This is a genomic window from Marinibaculum pumilum, from assembly GCF_042646425.1.
GTDB lineage: Bacteria > Pseudomonadota > Alphaproteobacteria > Ferrovibrionales > Ferrovibrionaceae > Marinibaculum > Marinibaculum pumilum.
The window spans coordinates 1-24130 of record NZ_JBHRTR010000007.1; the positions used below are offsets into that span (position 1 = coordinate 1).

A 24130-nucleotide genomic window follows, 5' to 3' on the forward strand; every position below is an offset into this window, starting at 1 on the left:
GCTCATCAAAGCTCCTCCTCACGGAGCTTGAATCACTGTTCGCAATCCCATGCTACAAATTTATGAGTTTACGACCTAGTCCTCGTCCTCGACCAGCAGGATATGCAGCCGCCGGGGCCCGTGCGCGCCCAGAATCAGCTCCTGCTCGATATCCGCGGTACGCGACGGGCCGGTGATCAGGTTCACGGTGCGCGGAAAGGCACGGTCGCCCGCCGTCACCGTCTGGGCCGCCCGCAGCCGGGTCCAGGCATCCTCCAGCGCCGGCACCACATCGCCGGCGCGCAGCACGACGACATGGGTTTCCGGCAGGAAGTTCAGGCTGGTCGGCCGCTCCGGCGCCGACCAGAGCATCAGGGTGCCGGTCTCCGCAATGCCGGCGAAGGCCGGGGTGACGGAAACGGCATCCTCCGGCACCGCCCGGCGCCGGGCGATGTCCAGCAGCCCGGCCTGCTGCCAGGGATAGGGGTCCAGCGCCAGGTCGGGGCTCATCGCCACCGCGGCCGGCAGGTTGCGGTCGCTGAGATAGCGCATCAGCGCCGCCGGCACCTCCGCCGCCGGCACCCGGTCGACGGTGGCATTGGCAGCGACCGCCTTCGCCGCGAACAGGTCCCGCATTTCCGCCACCGGGAGCTGCGCCCGCGCCGGCACCAGGTTGCGCGCCCGCGCGGCAAGCCGGCCCTCGACCTCTGCCGCCGCCGCCTCGCGGTCGCGGCCGGGCTGGCGGGCCGCCAGGCTGTCGCGCAGGCCGCCGAGGATCCGGTCGCGGGCGCCGCTCAATGCCGCCCCTCCCGGCCCCGCGCCGCCCAGAGATCGTGGAAGCTGCGCCCTTCGGGTGCCGGCATGTCGCGCCCGGCGGTCCAGCTGCCGGCGAAGGGCAGGCGCGCGGCACGGCCGCGCCGGCCGCCGGCAAGGGCGAGCCCGCGGGCCGCCAGGCGGGCGGCGATGCGGTAGAGCCGCGGCCGTGCCGCGAGCCAGGCCCAGGCCCGCACCGCATGGCGCTGCATCGCCGGCGTCACCGACTGGCGGAACGCCTCCTCCCGCCAGTGGCGCATGATCTTCGGCAGCGGGATCCGCATCGGGCAGACCTCCTCGCAGCGCCCGCAGAATGAGGAGGCCTGCGGCAGGTGATAGGCCTCCTTCACCCCCAGGAAATGCGGATCGATGGCCGCCCCGATCGGCCCCGGATAGACCCAGCCATAGGCATGGCCGCCGACGGCCCGATAGACCGGGCAATGGTTCATGCAGGCACCGCAGCGGATGCAGCGCAGCACCTCCGACGCCGGCCCGCCGAGCAGCCGGGAGCGGCCATTGTCCAGCAGGACGACATGGAATTCCTCCGGCCCGTCCAGGTCGCCGTCGCGCTTCGGACCGGTGGAAAAGGTGGTGTAGACCGACATCTCCTGGCCGGTGGCCGACCGTGCCAGGATGCGCAGCAGGGTGGAGACATCCTCCAGGGTCGGCACCACCTTCTCGATGCTGGCCAGCACCAGATGCACCCGCGGCAGGGACTGGGTCAGGTCGCCATTGCCCTCGTTGGTGACGATCACCGTGGAGCCGGTCTCCGCCACCAGGAAGTTGGCGCCGGTGATGCCCATATCGGCGTCGATGTATTTCTGCCGCAGTACCTCGCGCGCCTCGGCCACCAGGTCGCCGCCGTCGGTCAGTTTCCGCGTCTTGCCATAGCGCGCGTGATGTTCGTGGAACAGGTCGCTGACCTGCGCCTTCGTCTTGTGCACCGCCGGCGCGATGATGTGGCTGGGCGGTTCGTCGGCCAGCTGGATGATGTATTCGCCCAGGTCGGTCTCGATCGGTTCGACGCCGTTCTGTTCCAGGAACGGGTTGAGGCCGATCTCCTCCGCCACCATCGACTTGCCCTTGGTGACGGTGCGGGCGCCGGCCGCGCGTGCCACCGCCAGGATCGCCTCCCGCGCCTCGGCCGGGGTGGCGGCCCAGTGCACCTTCCCGCCGCGGGCCGTCACCGCGGCCTCGAACCGCTCCAGATAGACATCCAGATGGTCCAGGACATGGCTCTTGATCGCCAGCCCCTCGTCGCGCAGCGCGTCGAATTCCGGCAGGCCGGCCACCGCCGCCGACCGGGCATCGCCGAACTTGCCGCCGATCCGGGCGAAGCTGTCCTGCAGGATGCGGTCGTCCAGCGCCGTCCGGGCCTGTTCCTTGAAGCGGTGCGCGGCCAGCTCCATCACCGGCCCCCCAGCGGCGGGGCGGCCGTCTCTCCGGCCAGCACCTCCGCCACATGCCGCGCCCGGCAGGCGGAGCCGCGGCGGGTCAGCCGGCCGGCGATGTTCAGCAGGCAGCCCAGGTCGCCGGCCAGCACCAGCTCCGCGCCCGTCGCCTCGATGGCGTCGACCTTGCGGTCGACCATTGCCACGGAAATGTCCGGATACTTCACGCAGAAGGTGCCGCCGAAGCCGCAGCAGGCTTCCCGCTCGGCCGCCTCCACCAGCTCCAGGCCGGCGACCCCGGCTATCAGCTGCCGCGGCTGCGCCGCCACCCCGCCCTCCCGCAGGGAAGAGCAGGAATCGTGGTAGGTCACCCGGCCGTCGAAGCGCGCCGCCACATCGTCCATGCCGCAGATATCGACCAGGAAGGCGGTCAGCTCGTGGCAGCGCGCCGCCAGCGCGTCCGCGCGGGCCGCATAGGCCGGATCGTCGGCCAGCAGGGCCGGCAGATGCCGCGACAGCATGCCGGCGCAGGACCCGCTGGGCGCCACGACATGGTCGAAGCTTTCGTCGCCGAAGGTGTCGACCAGCAGCCGGGCCAGGCGGGTCGCGGAGGCGCGGTCGCCGCTGTTATAGGCCGGCTGGCCGCAGCAGGTCTGCGCATCGGGCACGCTGACCCGGCAGCCGGCCCGTTCCAGCAGGCGCACCGCGGCGAAGCCGACGGACGGACGGTACAGGTCCACCAGGCAGGTGACGAACAGGGCGACATGCGGCCCCTGCGACATCGCTGATCCTCGCTCTCTTTTCGTTGCCGGCAGTATAGCATCGCGCCGCCGCCGGGACGGCGACCGTGTCACGCGGCTGGCTGCACCAGGCTGCGCGGCACCAGGACCCACATATGGCCGGGATCGCGCATCCGGCCGGCACGGTCGGCCGCCTCCGGCCCATGGCCCCAGAACACGTCGCCGCGCACCGCCCCGCGGATCGCGCCGCCGGTATCCTGCGCGATCATCAGTCGCCGCAGCGGCAGGCCCGAGGGCGGCGGTTCGCCGCCGAAGGCCCCGTCGAGGTCGGTGTCCAGCCAGACCGGCAGGCCGTAGGCGAACAGGGTCCGGTCCACCGCCAGCGAGCGTTCCGGGGTCAGCGCCACGCCCTGCGCGCCGACCGGCCCGTCGCCGTCCAGCTCCCGGAAGAAGATGTAGGAGGCGTTCATGTTCATCAGGGCGTCGGCCTGGTCCGGGTGGGCCGCCAGCCAGTCCCGGATCGCCTGCATCGACATCCGGTCCTTCGGCACCTCGCCGCGGTCGATCAGCGCCCGGCCGATGGCGAAATAGGGATGGCCGTTCTGGCCGGCATAGCCCACCCGCATCGCGCTGCCATCTTCCAGCGCAACCCGGCCCGATCCCTGGATATGGAGGAAGAAGGCGTCGACCGGATCGTCCACCCAGACCAGTTCCAGGCCCCGCCCCGCCAGGGCGCCGCCGGCGATCGCCGCGCGGTCGGGGAAGCCGTCGGGCTTCGCGCCGTTCTTCAGTTCCGGCGGCAGGCGGTACAGCGGATACCGGTAGCGCGCGTCCGGGCGACGGGCGCCCCGCAGGCTCGCCTCGAAATAGCCGGTGAACAGACCGTCATAGCCACCGGGCCCGGCCACCTGGTAGGGCCGGAAATGCGTCTCGAAGAAGTCGCGTGCTGCGATCCGGTCCAGGACCCCGGTCTGCGCCAGGGCCGCACAGATCGGCTGCCAGTCGCCGATCCGGCCGAATTCCGGCCGCGGCCCGGCGGACCGCTCCGCCGGCTGCGCCATGATCCGGTCGCAGGACCGGCGCAGGGCCGGTATGGCCGCGTCGTGATCGTCCGCCGCCCAGCCCCGCATGGCGGAATAGGTGTCCGGCGTCAGCGCCAGGTCGGGCCCCGGCTCCTGCCGCCCGGCGCAATCGGTCAGCACCAGGGCCGCGCCCAGAACCGCGGCCAGGCGCAGATGCCGCAGCCAGGACCGGCGCCGCGGCCGCCCGCCGGATGGCCCGCCGGATGGTCCGATGGGCGTCGCCGTGAATTCGCCCGGCAATTGCGGAAAGGGGGACAGCCGCACCTTGGCGGCAGCCTATTGCTGGTCGCTGGTGGCGATCAGCACCCAGTTCGGGTCGGAGGAGGAGAGGTCGCGCCGGAAGGTCCAGTACTCGGCCACGATCTCGATCGTGTTGCCGGAACCGCCGATCACCTCGCCCTGCGCGTTCTTCGTCTGGTTCATCAGCTCGGCGACGATCTTCACCGTCACCTCCGCCACCCGGCCGGTGACATTGGCTTCGGAGATCGTGGCCGACTTGATGCCGATCAGGGTCGTCTCATGCGTCTCGCCGGCGCGGTCGCGCGCGTCGATCGCCTCCTCGAAGCTGCGATAGACGTCATCGGACAGAAGCGGCCGCAACTCGCTCTTCTCGCCCTTCGCGAAGGCCGTCACGATCATCTCGTAGGCGGCCTGGGCGCCCTGCAGGAACTGCTGTTCGCTGAAATTGCGATCCAGGCGCCGCACCTGCGCCAGGCCGGGCGGGCCGGCAGGCTCCGGCTCTTCACCGTCCCTCGCACCGCGTTCGGGCAGGGAAATGATCTTCTCTTCCTCGTCGTCCTGGTCCTTGTCCTCGTTCCGCACGTCGCGGGATCCGGGAAGGCCCCGCGGCGGCCGCTCATGCCCGGTGCGTCGCCCCAGCACGCCGCGCAGGCGCAGCAGGATGAAACCCGCCACCATGGCAAGGAGAAGAATTTCCAGGAACTGATAATCGCCGCCCATCGTATCCGTACCTCATCGGCCCGACGCGCCGGAGAGCAAGGCTCCGGAAGTCTCGGGCCAGTGTTTCCAGCGCGGCCGATCCGTTGCGAACAGCAGACCGCACCCTAACCGGTTGACGGCGCAGGGTCCAGCACAGCCGCAACCAACCTGCCGCGACGGCGCCGGATATCCGCCTTGCCGCCTCCGGCGCATCCATGCTAGCAGCCCAGCCGGCAGCGGCGGGCGAGCGGTCACGCATCGACCGCTTCGGCCTGCCCGTTCCCCAGATTGCCGCCGATGCCGGGCCATTTGGCCCAGGCGGCTGCAGACCCGAAAAGGCCTGACCCATGAGCAACGCCGCAGCCCAGGATCCGTCCGCGCCGGAAGCACCGTCGATCTCCGTTTCCGGACAATATGTGAAGGATTTCTCGTTTGAGAACCCGAACGCGCCGGAGTCACTGGCCAGCGACGCCCCGCAGCCTCAGATCGAGGTCAATGTCGATGTACAGGCCCGCGGCTTCCGCAACAACATGTACGAGGTCGTGCTGCGCATCCACGGGCATTGCCGCCAGGCGGAAAACACCGCCTTCGTGGTGGAGCTGGACTATGCGGGGCTGTTCGTCCTGCGCAATTTCGAGCAGGGCCATCTGGAGCAGGCCTGCCTGATCGAATGCCCCCGCCTGCTGTTCCCGTTCGCGCGGACGATCATCGCGAACACCACCCGGGATGGCGGCTTCCCGCCGCTGCTGCTGGACCCGATCGACTTCAACCAGCTGTACCAGCGCAGCCGCGCGACCCAGGCCGGTGCCGGCCAGGCTGCTGCCGATCAGGGTGCCACAGATCAGGGCGCGGACGAGAGCTGAGCGCCGGAGCCCAGCCTCAACCCCGTCCTTCCTCCGCGCCTTCGCCCCGCAGCCAGATCGGTTCGGCGATCTTCGCCTGCAGGAAGGCCAGATGGGCCGCCTGTTCCGCGGCGCTCGCCGCGTGCGGCCGCGGCGGCCGCGGGGCGGCGCCGGTCATCGCGGCGAGGCCGGCCTCCTCCTCCACTTGCAGGCTGAGGCCGGTCTGGCGGCCGCCCAGCAGTTCCAGATAGACCTCGGCCAGCAGTTCCGCGTCCAGCAGGGCGCCGTGCTTTGTCCGCGCGGAATTGTCGATGCCGAACCGGCTGCACAGCGCATCCAGGCTGGCGGCCGCGCCGGGAAAGCGCTTGCGCGCCATCCGCACGGTATCCACGGCGCGGTCCATCGCCAGCACCGGCAGGCCCAGCCGGGTCAGTTCCGCGTTCAGGAAGCCCATGTCGAAGCTGGCATTGTGGATCACCAGCGGATCGTCGCCGATGAAGTCCAGGAAGGCCTGCACCTCCTCCGCGAAGGTGCGGTGCCCGGAGAGGAATTCCGCCGACAGGCCGTGCACGCGGAACGCCTCCTCCGGCATGTCGCGTTCGGGATTGAGGTAGACGTGGAAGCTCTCGCCCGTCGCCACGTGATTGCGCAGCTCCAGGCAGCCGATCTCGACCAGCCGGTCGCCGCCGTTCGGGTTCAGGCCGGTGGTCTCGGTATCCAGCACGATCTCGCGCAGCATCAGCCCTCGCATCCTTTCCGTCCCGGCAAGCCCGCCGGGAAGGCCCTGCATGTCCTGGCCGGGTCATCAATCCGCAGCTGGCGTGCCTTCCTCGGCGCGCCGGCGCATTGCCGCAGCGACCCGGGAGACATGGTCCCGCGTCTCCTCCAGGCTGCTGCCGGTGGGAATGACGAAATCGGCCCGTTCCCGCTTCTCCGCATCCGGTACCTGCTTCGCCAGGATAGAGTCGAACTTTTCCTCGGTCATCCCGGGACGTGCCAGGACCCGTTCACGCTGCGCCTCCGCCGGCGCACTCACCACGGCGGAGGCGTCGACATTCTTCTCCCCGCCCGTCTCGAACAGCAGCGGGATGTCGAGCACCACGAACGGCGCGCCCGCCGCCTCCGCTTCCGCCAGGAAGCGCTGCCGCATCTGGCCGACCAGCGGATGGACGATGCCTTCCAGCCGTTTCAGTGCCGCTGCATCCCCCAGCACCAGGGGGGCCAGACGCTGGCGGTCCACGGCGCCGTCGACGACGGCGTCCGGGAAGGCTTCCTGCATCGGTGCGACCGCCGCACCGCCGCGGGCATAGAGCGCATGCACCGCCGCATCGGCATCGAACACCGGCACGCCGAGGTCGCGGAACATTGCCGCCACGGTACTCTTGCCCATGCCGATGGAGCCGGTCAGCCCGAGATGCAGCATGTCGGTCGCTTCCCCCTGCGATGGTCCTGCGGTTCGAATGACGCCCGGTGCTAGCCGGCCCGAAGGTGGTCCAGCATGGCCTGCCGCAGGGCCGCGGTGACGGCCGGCGCGACGCCGAACCAGGCGGCGAAGCCGGGTCGCCCCTGGTGCAGCAGCATGCCGAGCCCGTCGACCGTGGCGAGGCCTCGCGCCGCTGCGGCCTGCAGCAGGGCGGTGGCGAGCGGAGTGTAGACGATGTCGGCGACCAGGACAGTGTCGTCGGCCGGGGCCAGCAGCGCGCCCTGCAATGCCGGATCCATCGGCGGCTGGCCCTTCATCCCCAGGCTGGTGGTGTTCACCAGAAGCCCGCAGCCGGCGGCCGCCACGGTCGCCGCATCCAGGTCATGAAGCCGGATGCCGTCGCCGAGATGGTCGTGCAGCGCGGCGGCCCGGTCGGGAGAGCGGTTGACGATGCGCACTTCCGGGCAGCCGGCGTCCAGCAGCACGGCGGCGATCGAACGTGCCGCGCCGCCGGCCCCCAGCAGGCAGACCGGCCGCGCCGCCGGCCTGTAGTCGGGGCGGATCTCGCGAACGCTCTCCAGAAAGCCGTAGCCGTCGGTGCTGTCGCCTTCCAGGCTGCCGTCACTGCGCCGCACGACGGTATTCACGCTGCCGGCCCGGCGGGCCCTGTCACTGACGATGTCGACCAGGGCCGGTGCGGCGAGCTTGTGCGGCAGGGTGACGTTGAAGCCGCGCAGTTCGCCCGTCCGCACCCGGTCGAATGCCGCCGGCAGCGCATCGGGCGGCACCGGGATGCGGTCATAGCGGCCATCGATGCCATGCACCGACAGCCAGTGCCGGTGCATCACCGGCGACAGCGAATGGTCGACCGGCCAGCCGATCACGCCGGCCCGCGCCACGGGCCCGGAATCCGCCGCGCTCATTCCGGCACCACCCCGAGATGGCGCAGCCGCGCGATCACCGGCAGCAGCGGCATGCCCAGGATGGTGAACCAGTCGCCTTCGAACCGTTCGAACAGCTGCAAGCCGGGCCCCTCCATCCTGTAGCCACCCACCGTCGCGAGCGCCGCCTGCGGATCCCGCGCCAGGCAGGCATCCAGGGCGGCATCGCCGAACCGGCGCATGGTCAGGTCGGCGCTGTCCACCGCCTGCCAGGGGCTGTCTTCCCCGGCCCAGACAATGGCCGCGCTGGTCAGCCGGTGGGTTCGTCCCCGCAACGCAAGCAGCTGCCGGCGGGCGGCCGCGAGGTCGGCCGGCTTGTCATACCATTCGCCGCCGCAGGTCAGGACCTGGTCGGCGGCGATCACCACCGGCGCCGCCCTGCCGGCCGGCCATTGCCGCAGGGCCGCCTCCGCCTTGGCCCGGGCCAAAGCGAGCGCGGTCTCGTCGGCGGTCGCGCCCGCCGCCCGCAGTTCCGCCTTCAGCGGTGCCTCGTCCAGGCCGGGCGGCTGCAGCACCGCCGCGATGCCCGCCTGCGACAGCATGTCCCGCCGCGCCGCACTGCCCGAAGCCAGGACGACGGGACGCAGGCACGACTGCCGGCCGCTCACTCGCCTGCACCCCGCGGCGCTCCGGATCCCGGGCGGTCCTCCACCACATTCCTGTCGGGCGACTGCCGATTGCCCTGAAGCTTGTCCCGATGGCGTTCGTAGAGGGTGATGATCGCCGCCGCCGTCTCCTCGATGGAGCGGCGCGAGACGTCGATCACGGGCCAGCCGTGATCGGCGAAGAGCCGTCGCGCCTGGGCGACCTCCTCGCGCACCGCATCGGGGTCCACATAGACGGTCTCCCCGTCCTGTTTCAGCGAGCGCAGCCGCGACCGCCGCACCTGGATCAGCCGCTCCGGCGAGTTCGTCAGGCCGACGATCAGCGGCCGGGTCAGGCCGTCCAGTTCCTCCGGCAGGTCCATGTTGGGCACGAAGGGAATGTTCGCCGTCTTCATGCCCATATTGGCAAGATAGATCGCGGTCGGTGTCTTGGATGTGCGGGACACGCCGACCAGGACGATGTCGGCCTCCGCCAGCCGGTCACTCAGATGGCCGTCGTCATGGGCGAGGGTGAACTGGACCGCGTCGATCCGGCTGAAATAGGCGCTGTCCAGCTGGTGCTGCCGGCCCGGCCGGGTGACCGCCTGCTCGCCCAGGAAGCTGCTCATCGCCGCCAGCACCGGGTCGAGGACGGCGATGCAGGGGGCGGACATGCGGCGGCATCCCTGTTCCAGCAGGCTGCGCATCTCGGCATCCATCAGGGTGAACATCACCATGCCGGGCTGAGCCTCGATCGCCTTCAGGACCCGCTGCATCTGGCCCGGGGTGCGCACCAGCGACCAGACATGGCGCCGCGTCTCGCTCCGCGCGTTCGGGAACTGCACCAGGGTGGCCGCCGTTATCGCCTTCAGCGTCTCTCCCGTCGAATCCGAGACGAGGTGGATGTGGAAGCGCGCCGCCGGCGTGCCCGCGGGCGCGGCCGACGGTGCGACGGACGATGCGCTCACGGCCGGACCCCACCCGCTGCGGAGCGGGCGGCGCTCCGGCGGCTGTGGATGGATTCCGCAAAGCGGGGATGAAACAGGGTCATTCTCCGGCCCATGTGGACAGCATATCAGTTGTAAGCGACTTAACAGAGCGTCTGTCCCGAACCAAGGCCGCCGCCGCAGAGAGGGCGCAAGACGGGGATGATCCGGGCGCCAGCGCCATCTGTCCCCACTTTCCCCGGCATCCGGCGCGGCCGCCGGCATACCTGCCTCCGGCCAGGATGACCACCGGTTTGCGCCATCATCGCCCCTGATCTACACAGGCGCTGTCCACAGGCACTCGCCGCCGCACGGGGGATCACCGGATTGTCCCCAAATTTCGCGCCACCCCTGTGGACAGGATTTGATCCGCGCGATTCACAGGACCTACCTCCTCCACTTCCACCCAAAGAAAAGAGTCTTTGATGGGTGATCCCAGATGGATCCGTCCGGCATGACCGCAGCGAACGCGGACAAGTCTCTGCTCGCCGTAGCCCGCGGCAGGCGGCGCACGCCGCCGCCCGCCTGGCTGATGCGCCAGGCCGGCCGCTATCTTCCCGAATATCGTGAGGTCCGTGCCAGAGCCGGCTCCTTCCTTGATCTCTGCTTCCAGCCGGAGATGGCTGCAGAGGTCACCCTGCAGCCGATCCGCCGCTTCGGCTTCGATGCCGCGATCCTGTTCGCCGACATCCTGCTCCTGCCCCACGCACTGGGACGCGAGGTGCGTTTCGTGGAGGGCGAAGGACCACGGCTTGATCCGCTGCAGGATGCGGCAACGATTGCCGGTCTGCAGGACATCGACCCGCTTCCGGCGCTGGCGCCCGTATTCGAGACGGTTTCCCGGGTGCAACAGGCGCTGCCCGATGACTGCACCCTGATCGGCTTTGCCGGCGCGCCCTGGACCGTCGCCACCTACATGGTCGCAGGCGGCACGGAGCGGGAGCAGGTGCAGGCGCGGCTGTTCGCCTATCGGGAGCCGGCAGCCTTCCAATCACTCATCGATCGCCTGACCGAGACCACGATTGCCTATCTGGAGGCCCAGATCGCCGCCGGGGCGGAGGCCGTGAAACTGTTCGACAGCTGGTCCGGCGCCCTCGCGCCGGCGGAGTTCCGCCGCTGGTGCCAACTTCCGGCGGCGCGGATCGTCGCCACGCTGCATGCACGGCACCCCGACGTTCCGGTGATCGGCTTTCCGCGCGGCTGCGGCGGGCTGCTGACCGAATATGCGGCATCCACCGGTGTCGATGTCATCGCGCTTGATACCGGCACCGACCCCGCCTGGGCGGACCGGGTCCTGCCGCCCGGCCTGCCGGTCCAGGGCAATCTGGATCCGCTGGCGCTGATTGCCGGCGGCGGGGCACTGGAGCAGGCGGTTGCCGGCATCCTTGCCGCCCTTGGCAATCGACCGCATGTCTTCAATCTGGGCCATGGCATCCTGCCGCAGACACCGCCGGACAATGTCGCGGCGCTTCTGCGACTTCTCCGCGGCGATTGAGGCAGGCGGGCCCGGGACGGGCGTCACGTGGGGGATGGCATGGCCGATCGAGGCGGAGACGGGATTTACGGAACGGAACCAGGGCGAAGCGGGCGGACCGCGATTGTCCTGATGAACCTGGGCGGTCCGGACCGGCCCGAAGCCGTGCGACCGTTCCTGTTCAACCTGTTCAGCGACCCGGCGATCCTTCGCCTGCCGGGGCTTGTGCGCCGCCCGCTGGCCTGGCTGATCGCCAGGCGGCGGGCGCCGGTGGCGCGGGAGATCTATGGCCAGATCGGCGGCCGTTCGCCGATCCTGCCGCTGACGGAGGCGCAGGCCGGCGCGCTGCAGCGGGAGCTTGGCGGCGAGGAGGACGAGACGTCCCTGCGCTGCTTCATCGCGATGCGATACTGGCATCCCCGTGCCGCGGAAACCGCCGCCGCGGTGCGCGACTGGGGCGCCGACCGGGTCCTGCTGCTGCCGCTCTATCCGCAATTTTCGACGACAACGTCGGCCTCTTCTGTAGCGGAATGGCAGCGGGTTGCGGCACGCGCCGGGCTGAACGCCCCGACCCGCGCCCTGTGCTGCTATCCGGAACTGCCCGGTTTCGTGGCCGCACAGGCCGAGTCCGTGGTGGAAGCGGTGCGCGCCCTCGATGCGGAGGCGCCGTCCGGAACCGGAAAGCGCCGTCCGGTGCGGCTGCTGTTCTCCGCCCATGGCCTGCCGAAGCGCATCGTCGAGGGCGGCGATCCCTACCAATGGCAGGTCGAGGTCACCGCGGCGGCGCTGGCGGAGGCGGTGTCGGACAGCCTGCCGGAGCGGGTGCCGCTGGACTGGGCCGTCTGCTACCAGAGCCGGGTCGGCCCGCTGGAATGGATCGGGCCCTCGACCGACGCGGAGGTGGAGCGGGCCGGCGCCGACGGGGTCGCGCTCGTGGTCGTGCCGATCGCCTTCGTCTCGGAGCATTCCGAGACCCTGGTCGAGCTCGATATCGAATATGCGGAACTGGCGAAACGTGTCGGCGTGCCAGGCTATCGCCGGGTGCCGGCCGTCGGCACGGCGGCCGCGTTCATCGACAGCCTGGCGGGACTGGTGGCCGCGGAACTCGAGCTTCTGGGCAGCGCCGGCCAGGCCGTGGGCGGCGAAGGGCGGATCGGTCGCGCCGCCGGTCGCCTTTGCCCGGCCGATGCGGCAGGCTGTCCCTGCGGCAGCATGATCGGCAGCTGAACGGCCCTGATGCCTGCAAGCTGTCCGGAAGAGGACATCAGGCGGCATAAAGAAATCAGGGGGAAGGTCGATGTGGTATTTCTGGCTAAAGGCGCTCCATGTCCTGGCGGTGATCGCCTGGATGGCCGGCATGCTGTATCTGCCGCGGCTCTACGTCTACCACGCCGCGGCGGCCAAGGGCGGCGAGCTGTCGGAAACCTTCAAGGTGATGGAGCGGCGCCTGCTGCGCGGCATCATCAATCCGGCGATGATCGTTACCTGGATCACCGGTCTGGCCCTGGCATTCGGCCTGGGCGACGGGCCGGCCTGGTGGGCGGACGGCTGGCTGCATGCGAAGCTCGCCCTGGTTGTGCTGATGCAGCTCGTCCATGCCGCCTATGCGCGCTGGCGGCGGCAGTTCGCGGCGGACGACAACCGGCATGGCGCCGGCTTCTATCGTGTCGCCAACGAGATCCCGACGGTGCTTCTGATCGCGATTGTCATCCTCGTGATCGTCAAGCCGTTCTAGGGACCTTGCAATCGGACCGGCAGTGAATTAGCATCTTTTGGACCTTACAACTTTGCCCAGCCATTTCCTTGGAACGCCGTTGATCGCGCTGCAGACCTTCCGGGGCTGATCCTCGAAGTCGCACTGCCGGTGATGGGCAATCAGACGCAGGCGCCGCACCCGAAGCGGCTTGGCGGCCCGTCTGAGTTCACGTTCCACAGGATTGGCGGCTCCCGAAACAGATAGAAACCATGGCCCATGTCCGGGAGGACCATGGCTGGCACGGTCGGTAATCGATTGCCAGCGGTTGGGCGGCCGGCTTTCCAGGCCGGTGGCGATGCACAGGGAAGGCGGAGCGAACCTGCAACCCGCGACGGCGAAGTCCGCGACCGGGCCATAGCGCGACGGAACGAAGGCAGCTGACCGGATGTTTTCAGGATGGGATCCTGGCTTCTGGCGAGCGCCAGTCCCGTATCGCGGCGATGGCCCTGGTGACCTTTGCGGACGGGTGATCGCCGCGGCGTTCCGCCGGCCCGCCTCCAGCCTCGCATCTGCTGTCCCGGCGGGTTTCGCGCCTCGGGATCTGGGATGCCGGTCGTTGCGTCGACGCCGGGCTCGACCTCCGGAAGACGGCGCCTTTCAACAGATTTCCAGGTCTTATCAGAACTCGAGATCCCTCCGTGCCGGACCGCGCGGATCGGAATTCCTGCCTTGCCACGGTCCCGACGAAGTAAGAGTGTTCCATGAATCTTCAGGAACTTAAGGAAAAGTCGCCGACGGAGCTGCTGAACACGGCAGAGTCGCTTGAGGTGGAGAACGCATCGACCCTGCGCAAGCAGGACATGATGTTCGCGATCCTGAAGCAGTTGGCCGAGCGCGGCGAAGAGATCACCGGCGGCGGGGTCCTGGAGATCCTGCAGGACGGCTTCGGTTTTCTCCGCTCGCCCGAGGCCAACTACCTGCCCGGGCCGGACGACATCTACATCAGCCCCAGCCAGATCCGCCGCTTCGGCCTGCGCACCGGCGACACAGTGGAAGGCCCGATCCGCAGCCCGAAGGACGGCGAACGCTATTTCGCCCTGTTGAAGGTCACCGCGATCAATTTCGAGGATCCGGAGAAGGTCCGGCACAAGGTGCATTTCGACAACCTGACGCCGCTCTACCCGGAAGAGCGCCTGCGCCTGGAGCTGTCGGAACCGCCGAAGGGCGACATGTCGTCCCGGGTGATCGACCTGATCTCGCCGCTCGGCAAGGGCCAGCGCGGCCTGATCGTCGCGCCGCCGCGCACCGGCAAGACGGTGCTGCTGCAGAACATCGCACATTCGATCACCGCCAATCATCCCGAGGTCTACCTCATCGTGCTGCTGATCGACGAGCGGCCGGAGGAAGTGACCGACATGTCGCGGTCGGTGAACGGCGAGGTGATCTCCTCCACCTTCGACGAGCCGGCAGCGCGGCATGTTCAGGTCACCGAGATGGTGATCGAGAAGGCCAAGCGCCTGGTGGAGCACAAGCGGGACGTCGTGATCCTGCTGGATTCCATCACCCGCCTGGCACGTGCCTACAACACGGTGGTGCCGTCGTCGGGCAAGGTGCTGACCGGCGGTGTCGACGCCAATGCGCTGCAGCGGCCGAAGCGCTTCTTCGGTGCCGCGCGGAACATCGAGGAAGGCGGCTCGCTGACGATCATCGCCACGGCGCTGATCGACACCGGCTCCCGCATGGACGAGGTGATCTTCGAGGAATTCAAGGGCACCGGCAATTCCGAGATCATTCTGGACCGGAAGCTGGCCGACAAGCGCACCTTCCCGGCGATCGACATCACCAAGTCCGGTACCCGGAAGGAAGAGCTGCTGGTCGACAAGGGCACCCTGGCAAAGATGTGGGTGCTGCGCCGGATCCTGATGCCGATGGGGGTCGTCGATGCCATGGAATTCCTGATCGAGAAGCTGAAGCACACCAAGACCAACCAGGACTTCTTCGACAGCATGAACACCTGAGCCGCCGCGCGACGGACTTTCGCGTCCGTCGCGGTTTGGGCTAGGGTCCGGTCGGGGAAGCTGCGGGTCGGTACCGCGCCCGGCGAGCGGCGAGCGTCGCTGGGGCAGGTCCGCGAAGGCACGAGGGTTTGGCAATGCGAAGCGAAGGGGCTGGGCCCGGCATTGGCCGGCGAGACGCCGCGAAGCGTCTGGCACGCAGTATCGGTCTGGGCATGGCGGTCGGCCTGGGGACCTGGCTGGCGATGCCGGTCCTGTCCGGCGGCAGCGGACCGGCGGGCGCCGCCCTGGCGGCCGCCGACAGGATTGCCGTCGCATCGAAGGTCAGCGGCACGGTGCACCGCGAAAGCGCCGGCCAGCGGATCGACCTGAATGTCGGCGACCCGATCCATTCCGCGGATCATGTCCTTACCGGGCAGGACGGCCGGGTCCGCCTGCAGTTCCCGGACGGTTCCACGGTGGTGGTCGGTCCGGGCAGCGACCTGGAGGTCGCATCCTATGACATGAAGTCCGAGACGAAGCCCGGCGGCCTCCTGCGCCTGGCGGAGGGGATCCTGCGGGCGATCGTGGACACCATGCCGGCAAACGGGCAGTTCGCGGTTGCGGCGCCGACGGCGGTTGCGGCGGTGCGCGGCACCGCCTTCGTGGTGGAAGCCAGCGCCGACAATACCGGTGTCTTCGTGATCGACGGAATCGTGTCTGTCTCTGCGGCCAGCGGAGCCGGCGGACCGGTGACGGTGCAGAACAACCGGGGCACCGATGTCCCGAAGGGCGGCACGCCGACGCCGCCGGCGGCCTGGGGAACGGACCGGATCAAGAAGGTATTCGCGCTGACGAAGTTGGACTGACGTCCGCCGGCCTGCAGGGCGCCCCGGTTGGTGCAGATGTTGCACGAACGGAGGGCTCCTGTACGGGAACGGGAATTTTCGGACGAATTTGAGACAACGCGCCGCGCGGCCACGGACCCAGACACTGCGATCTGCAGCCGCAATGTCCGATTACGGCACGGAATCCCCGCGCCGTGTCGTCTCGGGCCGGGATCGTAATCGTGAACGCAAGACAGATCACCGTCCTGACACTGATCCTGGGCCTTGTAATCGGTTTCACGATCCTGCGTGACCGCGTCCCGCTGCTGCGCAATCTCGAAGCCGCCTCCATCGACCTCCGCTACACGCTGCGCGGCCCGCGCGACGTCGGGGACGAGGTCGTTGTCCTGCTGATCGATGACGAGACGATCGCAGAGCTCGGCCGCTGGCCGCTGTCGCGCGATGTCTTCAGCCGCACCCTCGGCAGCCTGAAGGCCGCGGAACCCAGGCTCATCGTGTTCGACATGCTGTTCACCGAGCGGCAGGAGGACATCCCGACGGCGCTGCAGCAGCAACTGCATGCCGCCATCGCAGCCCTGCCGGCGGAGGACCGGATGCGGCTGCCGCTGGCGCAGCTGCTGACCCAGGCCAATGTCGACAGCCGCTTCGGGGAGACCATCGGCGGCCTGGGCAACGTGATCATGCCCTACGCCTTCCAGCCGCCGCGGAACGGCAAGGTGACCGTCGCCGCGGGAAACGGGCAGAACGGAGCCGCTTCGGACATCCCGGCCGGACAGGGCGCGGGGCCGCCGGAACCCGGCTATGTGCAGGACAGCGCCTACCGCCACTACCGGTTGCCGGACGGCATGTCGCATCGCCTGCCGGCGGCGCCGGGCCGGCTTCTTGCGCCGGTGGCGTCGATCGGCGAGCAGGCGCGCCGCACCGGACATGTCCAGATCTTCTTCGATACCGACGGTTCGCCGCGCTACGAATTCCCGGTCCTGGCCTACAACGACAGCCTCTATCCGTCGCTGCCGGTCGTTGCCACCGCGGATTTCCTGGGGGTCGCTCCGGACGATATCCGGCTGAACCTGCCGGACGAGATCCGGCTCGGCGATCGCCGCGTGCCGCTGGACCGGCACCTGCGCCTGCCGATCAACTATGCCGGTGCGGCCGGCACATACCCGACCTATTCCTTTGCCGACGTGGCGCAGGGGCGGGTGGACCCGTCGGTGTTCCACGACCGCCTCGTGATCATCGGCGGCGCCGCGCTGGGACTGAACGACACCTTCGAGACGCCGTTCTCCACCATGATGCCGGGGGCGGAGCGCTATGCGACGGTAATCGACCAGCTGCTGCACGGACTGACCCCGCGCACGCCCGACTGGGCCACTGCGCTGGAGATCGCCGCGGTGCTGCTGGGGGGCATCCTGGTCGCCTGGATGACGGCGACGGTGCGGACCCTCTGGTCCGGACTGCTGACCCTCGGACTGATCGCAGGCTGGTGGGCTTTCCAGCAGGTCCTGTTCCAGGAGCTGTACATCGTGATCGGCGTGGTGGCGCCGACCGCCGCCTTCGCCCTCGGTTTCCTGGCGATATCCGTGGATCGCGCTTGGGCGGAGGAGGTGCGCCGCCGTGAGGCGGAGGACGAGCTGCGGCGCAGCGAGGAACGCTATGCGCTGGCGACGCGCGGCGCCAATGACGGCGTCTGGGACTGGGCGATCGAGGACGGGCAGCTCTATGTCTCGCAGCGCTGGCGGGAGATGGTCGGCGCCCTGGAAGAGGACAAGATCGAGCGGCTGGAGGACTGGATCTCCTGGCTGTTTCCGGAGGACCGGGCCGATTTCCGCGCCCAGCTGGACGTGCATCTGCGCGGGGAGACCGGGCAGTTCGACCACCAGTACAGGGTGATGCACAGCGACGGCATGCCGCGCTGGATGCGCGCACGCGGGGTCGCTATCCGGAAGGAGGACGGCACCCCGACGCGGATGGCCGGTTCGCAGACGGACATCACCGAATCCAAGCGGATGGAAGAGGAGATCGTCCACGGCAATCTCTACGACCGCCTGACGGACCTGCCGAACCGGGTGCTTCTGAAGGAACGCCTGGGCCAGGCGCTGGCGCGCTACGACAGCGGGGCGACCGCCGGCATCGCGCTGTTCTACATCGACCTGGACCGCTTCACCCTGGTCAACGACAGCCTGGGCTATGCGGCGGGCGACCGGGTGCTGATCGCGGTCGGTCGGCGCCTGCGGTCATTGGTCGGCAAGGCCGATACCCTGGCGCGGGTGGGCGGCAACGAATATGTCCTGCTGGTGGAGGGGATCGCCAACGGCGCGGCGGCCCTGGCGCATGCGGAAAAGGTGCAGGAGACATTGAGCAGCGCTCATGCCGAGAGCGGTCGCCGGATCGTCCTGACCGCCAGCATCGGCTATGTCCTGGCGGGGCGCGAGACCAAGGATGCCGAGGTCACGATCCGCGCCAGCCGCCTGGCGATGCTGGAGGCGAAGGCCAATGGCGGCGCGCGGGTCTGCGGCTATGACCCGAACATGCAGTCCAGGGTCACCGAGCGGCTGGACGTCGAGAACGAACTGCGGCGGGCAATCGCGCAGGAGGGCGAGATCCTGCTGCACTACCAGCCCATCGTGCGCCTGACCGACGGGCAGATCGCCGGCTTCGAGAGCCTGATGCGCTGGCGTCATCCGGGGCGGGGCTTCGTGTCGCCGGCGGAGTTCATACCGCTGGCGGAGGAGACCGGGCTGATCGTCGAGCTGGGCCAGCGTGCCCTGATCCTCGGCTGCCGCACCCTGGCGGAATGGCACCGGCGCTACGGCGACGAGATCTGGCTGAGTATCAACGTCTCCGCCCGGCAGCTGGCGGAGCGGGTGGTGGTCGACCAGGTGAAGCAGGCGCTGCAGATGTCGGGCGTGCGGCCTGGGGCGCTGAAGATCGAGCTGACGGAAAGCGTCGCCATGGCCAATCCGGAAACGGCGATCGCCACCCTCGAAGAGATCGCCGAGCTCGGCGTGAAGATCTCGATCGACGATTTCGGCACCGGCCATTCCTCCCTGGCCTATATCCACCGCCTGCCGTTCGACCTGCTGAAGATCGACCGCTTCTTCACTTCGCGCCTGGCGGAAAGCCGCCAGGGCATGGAGATCGTCGAGACGATCGCCACCCTGGGCCATAATCTGGGGCGCGAGATGGTGGCGGAGGGGATCGAGCGGAAGGACCAGATCGCCGCCCTGCGGACCCTGCCCATCACCTACGGGCAGGGCTATTATTTCGGCCGCCCGATGCCGGAGGAGATGGTGCGCGAACTCCTGGACCGGCAGTACGGGCTGCTGGAAGTGGCCCGGAAGGCCTGACCGCCGGCGGGCGGCGGCACAGGCGCGGACCGGCAGCCGCCGCCCGGGTGGCGCGAACCGGATGGAGACAGTTTCATCGTCAATCGCATCCTGATCTGGCTGGTCACTGTCGTGACCCTCCTGGTGGTGCTCTGGATGCTGGTCGGGGCGGTGTTCGGCCGTGCCGCGATCCTGGAGTTCCTGTTCGGTTCGCCGGACCGCAGCGCGGTTTCCTTCCAGTCCCTGGTTCCGCCGGCGACACCCAATACCTATCTCTTGTGTCCCCCCGGCTATTGCGATGCGGCGCGGCAGACGGTGCCCAGTCCGGAATTCGACGTGCCGGCGGATCGGCTGCAATCGGCGTGGATGGACATGCTGGACCGGCAGCCGCGGGTCACGGTGCTGCGGGAGGACGAGGCATTGCGACAGGTCGATGTCGAGCAACGCTCGCTGCTGATCGGCTATCCCGATACCGTCACCGTTCGCTTCCTGCCGCTGCCGCAGGCGCGGTCCACCCTTGCCGTTTACAGCCGATCGCATTACGGACGGTCGGACTACGGCGTGAACAGGGAGCGGATCGAAACCTGGCTGGCGGATCTGCAGCCGTGACCTCCCGCAACCGCCAGGGCCACGGCCTGCCATCCGGGACGGGCATCGCCGGTGGCCGGGGTCGGGCTTCTGCCGCCCTTGACCCCATCCGGTCCGACACCGAGAATCGCCCAGACGAGGCTGAAGGATGAATCTGCTCCACAAATCGCTGCAGGACGGCGCTTCCCCGGAGCGTGGCGACCGGGTGCCACGGCCGTCGGAGGCGCGTGCCGTCGGCCGCGATCCCAATGCCTGGTCCCTGTCCGCCGGGGATGGCCGGTTCGAGATCCGCCTGACCCGCGACCCGAAGGATATCGAGGCTTCGCAGGCGCTGCGCTACCACGTCTTCTATGAAGAGATGGACGCCCGGCCCGACGCGGAGATGGCCCGGCTGCGGCGCGACGCAGATGCGTTCGATGCGATCTGCGACCATCTTCTGGTGCTGGACCACAAGCGGCCGGAAGGCGACCGGGTGGTCGGCACCTACCGGCTGTTGCGCCGGGCGGTGGCGGAATCCCATGCGGGATTCTATTCGGCATCGGAATACGACATTGCGCCGCTGCTGGATGCGGTGCCGGCGAGCGAGGGCGGGCTGATGGAGCTGGGGCGGTCCTGCGTCCTGGCGGAATACCGCACCAACGCCACGATCCAGATGCTTTGGCGGGGCCTCAGTTACTACGTATTCGACCATGGCATCCGGCTGATGTTCGGCTGCGCCAGCATGCCGGGCCGCGATCCGGCACGCCTGGCCGTGCCGTTGAGCTACCTGTACCACCATCATCTGGCGCCGCCGGAGCTGCGTGCCGTCGCGCTGCCGCACCTCTACACCCGGATGGACCTGATTCCGGCGGAAGAGGTGGTGCCGCGCCGGGCGCTGCACGAACTGCCGCCGCTGGTGAAGGCCTATCTGCGGCTGGGCTGCTATATCGGCGATGGGGCCGTGGTGGACCAGCAGTTTGGCACCACGGACGTCTGCATCATCCTGCCGATCGAGCGGGTCGCACCGAAATACTATGCCCATTTCGATCGCGAGGAACTGGACGCCCGGAGCGCGGACGACGCCGGGAGTGCCGACAAGGCCTAGGTCGGTCCGGCCGGCGGCGGGTTCGCCACCTCCGGGATGGCGGGCATCATTGCATCAGCCAGCTGCACCGCCTTGCTGATCGTGTCGATGCCCGCCTTGCGGCTGTCGATGACCACCGAGTGCCTGCCGTCCTCGCCCGGCCGGATGCCGGTGGCGAAGCTCATCTCCACCTTGCGTCGGTCCGGGGGCGGCAGCTTCACGCTGCCCGGATCGATGCCCTGGGCGACGGCGATCCGCCGCAGGCGCGCCGTCAGGTCGTCGAACGCCGCTTCACCGAAGACGAAATAGGTGTTGGCCAGATATTGCAGCAGGGCCGCCCTGTCGGGCGCGAAGCGGTCGTCCTGCGGGAAATGGCGCGCCTTCACCCGGGCCTGGCAGCCGGCGACCATGGTCGGCATGTACAGCGGGAAATCCCAGCCATAGGGAACCAGATCGGCTTCCGCCAGGCCGGCCTCGGCGGCGAAGCGGCTGTGCGCGGCGCGGATGGCGGCGGCTTCGCCGTTGGCGCCGCCATTGCTGGCGCCGGAATGGCCGTTCATCGTCAGGGGCCGCTCGCAGGCCAGGATGCGGGACGCGTAGTAGGCGTTCAGCATCTCTGATTCGATGTCGCAGACGGGATCGGCGAAGTACCGGCCGCCCTGCGCCTGCCGGATCCGCGCGATCAGGTCGGCAGAGACCAGGCCGTGATAGATCGAGGTCACGAAGCGCGACTGCTGGCGCCAGGCGAAGAGCGCGGCCAGATGGGCCGCGCCGTCATAGGCACCCAGCCGGTCGCCCTGGCGCACGATCATCAGGCCGGGATAGAGGGTCGAATCCGGCCATTTGTAGTCGTGGCGCGGCCAGGCCAGGACCTCTGCCGCATTGTCGCGCAGGACCCGGGCGGCGAGCTCCAGCCCGTCGGGCATGACGGCATCGTCGTCGCCGATGAACATCACATGACGCCCGCGCGCCTGCGACAGGCCGAATTCCCAGTTGTCGTGCATGGCGAGGCGCCGTGGCGCCGTCAGGATGCGCAGGCGGGGATCGTCCAGGCCGGCCAGGCTTTCGGCGGCGGGCGGCGCGCTGCAATTGTCGACCACGATGGCCTCGAGATCGCCGAACCGCTGCGCCAGGATCGACCTGACGCTGTGCGGCAGGGTGCCGGCGCGGTCGCGGGTCGGGACGATTACGGTGAAGAATGGCGGGGACATGTGACCTGGCGATGCGTGATGCGGTTGGGCGATGCCTGATGCGGCTGGGCGGTGCGGGACGGGCTTGACACCGGCCGGGCCATGGACCTTGTTCCGGCAGGCCCGCCGACGGCGCCATTGTGGCCGCGGCGGCGGGCGGAGGCCACCTTCCTGAGGACGGGTGCAGGGTGAACAGCTTGTCGATGCCAGCCGGCAGCGGGCCGGAGCGGGAGACGGAACGCGAGGCGGCGACCGCGATGGGACGGTCGCGGGCCAGCCTGCTGCGCGGCCTCTGGTATCTCGCGGCGCCGGCCCGCAACCTGCGACGGGGGGAGATGCGGCCGGTGACCCTGCTGGGCGAGCCGGTGCTGCTGTGCCGCGACCGGGCGGGGGCGGTCTTCGCACTGCGCGACGTCTGTCCGCATCGCGGCATTCCGCTGCGTTACGGCCGGTTCGACGGCGAGACGGTGATGTGCGGCTATCATGGCTGGCGTTTCGACCGCAGCGGCACCGCCTGCGAGATCCCGTCACTGCTGCCGGACCAGAAGGTGAATCTGGCGCGGATCCGCTGCGGCGCCTACCGGGTCGCCGAGCGGCAGGGCCTGATCTGGGTGTTCATGCCGGAACAGGCCGGCAGCGCCATCGGTAACGGGGCGGAACCGCCGCCGGTGCCTGAAATGCCCGGCCTGCCGGAGACGGCGATGCCCGGCATTGTCACCAGCATGGCCTTTCCCTGCACCGCCGATCACGCCGCCTTCGGGCTGATGGATCCCACCCATGCCGCCTTCGTCCATACGTCCTGGTGGTGGAAGCGCAATGCGCGGAAGCTGCGGGAGAAGACCAAGCATTTCGAACCGGCGCCGCTGGGCTGGCGCATGGTCCGGCATGCCCTGCCGCCGGAGAACCGTGCCTACCGGATCTTCGGCGAGGATGTGACGACCGAGATTCGCTATGCCCTGCCGGGCCTGCGGATCGAGCAGGTCCAGGGCAGCCGCCACAGCGCAGTCGGACTGACCGCGATCACGCCCGTGGATGCGGAGAACACCCGCGTCTGGCAGATCTTCTACTGGACCCTGCCCTGGCTGGCCGTGCTGAAGCCGCTGGCGCTGGTGCTGGTGCGGCGTTTCCTGGACCAGGACCGGCAGATGGTGATCAAGCAGCAGCACGGCCTGCCCCATGCCGACCGCCTGATGCTGGTCAACGACGCCGACATGCAGGCGCGCTGGTTCGACCGGCTGAGCCGGGAATGGGAGCGCGCTCAGGCAGAGGACCGGGCCTTTGCCAACCCGCTGCAGCCGCAGACCCTCCGGTGGCGCAGTTGAATCCGGCGGCGGGTGCGGCGGCGGAGGACCGGCCGCTTGCCGGGATCGTCTTCGTCACCGCCGCGGTCTTCGCGCTGAGCCTGCAGGACGCCCTGGCCAAGTTCCTGGGCGAGCAGTTCGCGGTGGTGCAGATCCTGGCCTTCCGCGGCCTGTCCGGCGTCCTGCTGACCCTGCTGGCGGTCCTGGCCGGCCTGGCGGTGCTGCGCGTGCCGCGGTCGCACCGCCTGCTGGTGGCGCTGCGTATCCTGTTTGCCGGCGCAGCCGCGATGGCGCTCTATACCGGGCTGCGGACGGTCCCGTTGGCGGAGGCCACGGTGCTGCTGCTGACCGCGCCGGTGATCATCACCGGCCTGGCGGCGCTGCTGCTGGGCGACCGGGTCGGCTGGCGGCGCTGGTGTGCCGTCGCCGTCGGTTTCGCCGGCTGCGTCGTGGTGCTCTGGCCCGGCGACCTGCAGATCGAACCGGGCGCGGCGATCATCCTGGGCGGCGCGCTGTGCTGGAGCCTGGCGGCGATCCTGACCCGCCGGATCGGCACCGCCGTGCCGGTCACGGCGCAGCTGTTCTACCTGAACCTTGCCTTCCTCGCGGTCTGCGGCGCGGCCACGCCGTTCGACTGGCGGACGCCGGACGGGGAGGGGCTGCTTCTGCTTCTGTTGCTGGGCGGGATCGGCTTCGCCAGCCAGTTCGCCATCCTGCACGGCTATCGCTGCGCCTCGCCCGCGGTGGTGGCGCCCTTCGAATATACCGCCCTGCTCTGGTCGGCGCTGCTGGGCTATCTGGTCTGGGGCGAGATCCCGGCCAGCAATGTCTGGATCGGTGGCGCCCTGATCGTCGGGGCCGGCGTCTATATCGCCCACCGGGAGACACGCCCGGCCCCGCCCGTGCGCCCGCGCTGAGCCATCCCGTCCG

At 69.3% G+C, this 24130-nt stretch carries 22 protein-coding genes; 11 read left to right on the forward strand and 11 right to left on the reverse strand.

Annotated elements, in window-relative coordinates; all coding sequences use genetic code 11:
• Positions 1–75: 75 nt before the first annotated feature.
• The 5 genes from ACFOGJ_RS02400 to ACFOGJ_RS02420 form a co-directional block, all read right to left on the reverse strand.
• A complete protein-coding gene (locus ACFOGJ_RS02400; RefSeq protein ID WP_379897822.1) occupies positions 76–777 on the reverse strand; it encodes a LutC/YkgG family protein in 702 nt (233 codons plus the stop codon).
• On the reverse strand, positions 774–2201 hold the full coding sequence (locus ACFOGJ_RS02405; protein ID WP_379897823.1) for a LutB/LldF family L-lactate oxidation iron-sulfur protein: 1428 nt from the start codon (positions 2199–2201) through the stop codon (positions 774–776). The genes ACFOGJ_RS02400 and ACFOGJ_RS02405 overlap by 4 nt, the downstream gene beginning before the upstream one ends.
• Entirely contained in the window at positions 2201–2965 is a 765-nt protein-coding gene (locus tag ACFOGJ_RS02410) for a (Fe-S)-binding protein (protein WP_379897825.1), read from the reverse strand. The genes ACFOGJ_RS02405 and ACFOGJ_RS02410 overlap by 1 nt, the downstream gene beginning before the upstream one ends.
• Positions 2966–3033: 68 nt before the next feature.
• Positions 3034–4269 (reverse strand): murein transglycosylase A, encoded by a 1236-nt coding sequence (mltA, locus tag ACFOGJ_RS02415; protein WP_379897826.1) that lies wholly within the window; start codon positions 4267–4269, stop codon positions 3034–3036.
• 12 nt (positions 4270–4281) lie between these two features.
• Complete coding sequence (locus ACFOGJ_RS02420; RefSeq protein ID WP_379897828.1) at positions 4282–4965, reverse strand: Tim44/TimA family putative adaptor protein; 684 nt, start codon at positions 4963–4965, stop codon at positions 4282–4284.
• 326 nt (positions 4966–5291) lie between these two features.
• Here ACFOGJ_RS02420 and secB point away from each other — a divergent pair, with 326 nt between their 5' ends.
• Entirely contained in the window at positions 5292–5807 is a 516-nt protein-coding gene (gene secB / locus ACFOGJ_RS02425) for a protein-export chaperone SecB (protein ID WP_379897829.1), read from the forward strand.
• A 16-nt stretch (positions 5808–5823) separates the two neighbouring features.
• Here secB and dnaQ read toward each other — a convergent pair whose 3' ends face one another.
• The 5 genes from dnaQ to ACFOGJ_RS02450 form a co-directional block, all read right to left on the reverse strand.
• Positions 5824–6522, reverse strand: a complete 699-nt coding sequence (gene dnaQ, locus ACFOGJ_RS02430) for a DNA polymerase III subunit epsilon (protein ID WP_379898024.1) — start codon at positions 6520–6522, stop codon at positions 5824–5826.
• A 69-nt stretch (positions 6523–6591) separates the two neighbouring features.
• Entirely contained in the window at positions 6592–7209 is a 618-nt protein-coding gene (gene coaE, locus ACFOGJ_RS02435; RefSeq protein WP_379897830.1) for a dephospho-CoA kinase, read from the reverse strand.
• A 50-nt stretch (positions 7210–7259) separates the two neighbouring features.
• Positions 7260–8132 carry a shikimate dehydrogenase gene (locus ACFOGJ_RS02440; protein ID WP_379897833.1) on the reverse strand — a complete coding sequence of 291 codons (873 nt, stop codon included), beginning with the start codon at positions 8130–8132 and terminating at the stop codon, positions 7260–7262.
• The gene (locus tag ACFOGJ_RS02445; protein WP_379897835.1) at positions 8129–8758 is read right to left on the reverse strand and encodes a Maf family protein; all 630 of its coding nucleotides are present in this window, start codon (positions 8756–8758) and stop codon (positions 8129–8131) included. The genes ACFOGJ_RS02440 and ACFOGJ_RS02445 overlap by 4 nt, the downstream gene beginning before the upstream one ends.
• Positions 8755–9702, reverse strand: coding sequence for a pyruvate, water dikinase regulatory protein (locus ACFOGJ_RS02450; protein WP_379897837.1), 948 nt, complete (start codon positions 9700–9702; stop codon positions 8755–8757). The genes ACFOGJ_RS02445 and ACFOGJ_RS02450 overlap by 4 nt, the downstream gene beginning before the upstream one ends.
• Positions 9703–10174: 472 nt before the next feature.
• Here ACFOGJ_RS02450 and hemE point away from each other — a divergent pair, with 472 nt between their 5' ends.
• The 8 genes from hemE (at position 10175) to ACFOGJ_RS02490 (ending at position 20730) form a co-directional block, all read left to right on the forward strand.
• Complete coding sequence (gene hemE, locus ACFOGJ_RS02455; RefSeq protein WP_379897839.1) at positions 10175–11215, forward strand: uroporphyrinogen decarboxylase; 1041 nt, start codon at positions 10175–10177, stop codon at positions 11213–11215.
• Positions 11216–11254: 39 nt separating this feature from the next.
• Positions 11255–12421, forward strand: a complete 1167-nt coding sequence (gene hemH, locus ACFOGJ_RS02460) for a ferrochelatase (protein ID WP_379897841.1) — start codon at positions 11255–11257, stop codon at positions 12419–12421.
• 70 nt (positions 12422–12491) lie between these two features.
• Positions 12492–12929 (forward strand): protoporphyrinogen oxidase HemJ, encoded by a 438-nt coding sequence (gene hemJ / locus ACFOGJ_RS02465; RefSeq protein ID WP_379897842.1) that lies wholly within the window; start codon positions 12492–12494, stop codon positions 12927–12929.
• Between the two features lie 722 nt (positions 12930–13651).
• Positions 13652–14908, forward strand: coding sequence for a transcription termination factor Rho (gene rho, locus ACFOGJ_RS02470; protein WP_379897843.1), 1257 nt, complete (start codon positions 13652–13654; stop codon positions 14906–14908).
• A 212-nt stretch (positions 14909–15120) separates the two neighbouring features.
• Complete coding sequence (locus ACFOGJ_RS02475) at positions 15121–15753, forward strand: FecR family protein (RefSeq protein ID WP_379897844.1); 633 nt, start codon at positions 15121–15123, stop codon at positions 15751–15753.
• Between the two features lie 200 nt (positions 15754–15953).
• Positions 15954–19079 (forward strand): EAL domain-containing protein, encoded by a 3126-nt coding sequence (locus ACFOGJ_RS02480; RefSeq protein WP_379897846.1) that lies wholly within the window; start codon positions 15954–15956, stop codon positions 19077–19079.
• A 111-nt stretch (positions 19080–19190) separates the two neighbouring features.
• Positions 19191–19667, forward strand: coding sequence for a DUF1499 domain-containing protein (locus ACFOGJ_RS02485; RefSeq protein ID WP_379897848.1), 477 nt, complete (start codon positions 19191–19193; stop codon positions 19665–19667).
• A gap of 127 nt (positions 19668–19794) precedes the next feature.
• Positions 19795–20730, forward strand: a complete 936-nt coding sequence (locus ACFOGJ_RS02490; RefSeq protein ID WP_379897849.1) for a GNAT family N-acetyltransferase — start codon at positions 19795–19797, stop codon at positions 20728–20730.
• Here ACFOGJ_RS02490 and ACFOGJ_RS02495 read toward each other — a convergent pair.
• Positions 20727–21920: a glycosyltransferase family 2 protein gene (locus tag ACFOGJ_RS02495; RefSeq protein ID WP_379897851.1), complete on the reverse strand. Its 1194-nt coding sequence runs from the start codon at positions 21918–21920 to the stop codon at positions 20727–20729. The genes ACFOGJ_RS02490 and ACFOGJ_RS02495 overlap by 4 nt on opposite strands.
• A 167-nt stretch (positions 21921–22087) precedes the next feature.
• On the opposite strand from ACFOGJ_RS02495, the gene ACFOGJ_RS02500 reads away from it, so the two are divergent.
• Positions 22088–23221: a Rieske 2Fe-2S domain-containing protein gene (locus ACFOGJ_RS02500; RefSeq protein WP_379897854.1), complete on the forward strand. Its 1134-nt coding sequence runs from the start codon at positions 22088–22090 to the stop codon at positions 23219–23221.
• Positions 23209–24117, forward strand: coding sequence for a DMT family transporter (locus ACFOGJ_RS02505; RefSeq protein WP_379897857.1), 909 nt, complete (start codon positions 23209–23211; stop codon positions 24115–24117). The genes ACFOGJ_RS02500 and ACFOGJ_RS02505 overlap by 13 nt, the downstream gene beginning before the upstream one ends.
• Positions 24118–24130: the final 13 nt, after the last annotated feature.

Excerpts from the sequence above, each read along its gene's own strand:
- ACFOGJ_RS02405 (WP_379897823.1), bottom strand. The coding sequence starts at position 2,201 with ATGGAGCTGGCCGCGCACCGCTTCAAGGAACAGGCCCGGACGGCGCTG.
- ACFOGJ_RS02410 (WP_379897825.1), bottom strand. The coding sequence starts at position 2,965 with ATGTCGCAGGGGCCGCATGTCGCCCTGTTCGTCACCTGCCTGGTGGAC.
- ACFOGJ_RS02420 (WP_379897828.1), bottom strand. The coding sequence starts at position 4,965 with ATGGGCGGCGATTATCAGTTCCTGGAAATTCTTCTCCTTGCCATGGTG.
- secB (WP_379897829.1), top strand. The coding sequence starts at position 5,292 with ATGAGCAACGCCGCAGCCCAGGATCCGTCCGCGCCGGAAGCACCGTCG.
- coaE (WP_379897830.1), bottom strand. The coding sequence starts at position 7,209 with ATGCTGCATCTCGGGCTGACCGGCTCCATCGGCATGGGCAAGAGTACC.
- ACFOGJ_RS02440 (WP_379897833.1), bottom strand. The coding sequence starts at position 8,132 with ATGAGCGCGGCGGATTCCGGGCCCGTGGCGCGGGCCGGCGTGATCGGC.
- hemE (WP_379897839.1), top strand. The coding sequence starts at position 10,175 with ATGACCGCAGCGAACGCGGACAAGTCTCTGCTCGCCGTAGCCCGCGGC.
- hemH (WP_379897841.1), top strand. The coding sequence starts at position 11,255 with ATGGCCGATCGAGGCGGAGACGGGATTTACGGAACGGAACCAGGGCGA.
- hemJ (WP_379897842.1), top strand. The coding sequence starts at position 12,492 with ATGTGGTATTTCTGGCTAAAGGCGCTCCATGTCCTGGCGGTGATCGCC.
- rho (WP_379897843.1), top strand. The coding sequence starts at position 13,652 with ATGAATCTTCAGGAACTTAAGGAAAAGTCGCCGACGGAGCTGCTGAAC.
- ACFOGJ_RS02475 (WP_379897844.1), top strand. The coding sequence starts at position 15,121 with ATGGCGGTCGGCCTGGGGACCTGGCTGGCGATGCCGGTCCTGTCCGGC.
- ACFOGJ_RS02490 (WP_379897849.1), top strand. The coding sequence starts at position 19,795 with ATGAATCTGCTCCACAAATCGCTGCAGGACGGCGCTTCCCCGGAGCGT.
- ACFOGJ_RS02495 (WP_379897851.1), bottom strand. The coding sequence starts at position 21,920 with ATGTCCCCGCCATTCTTCACCGTAATCGTCCCGACCCGCGACCGCGCC.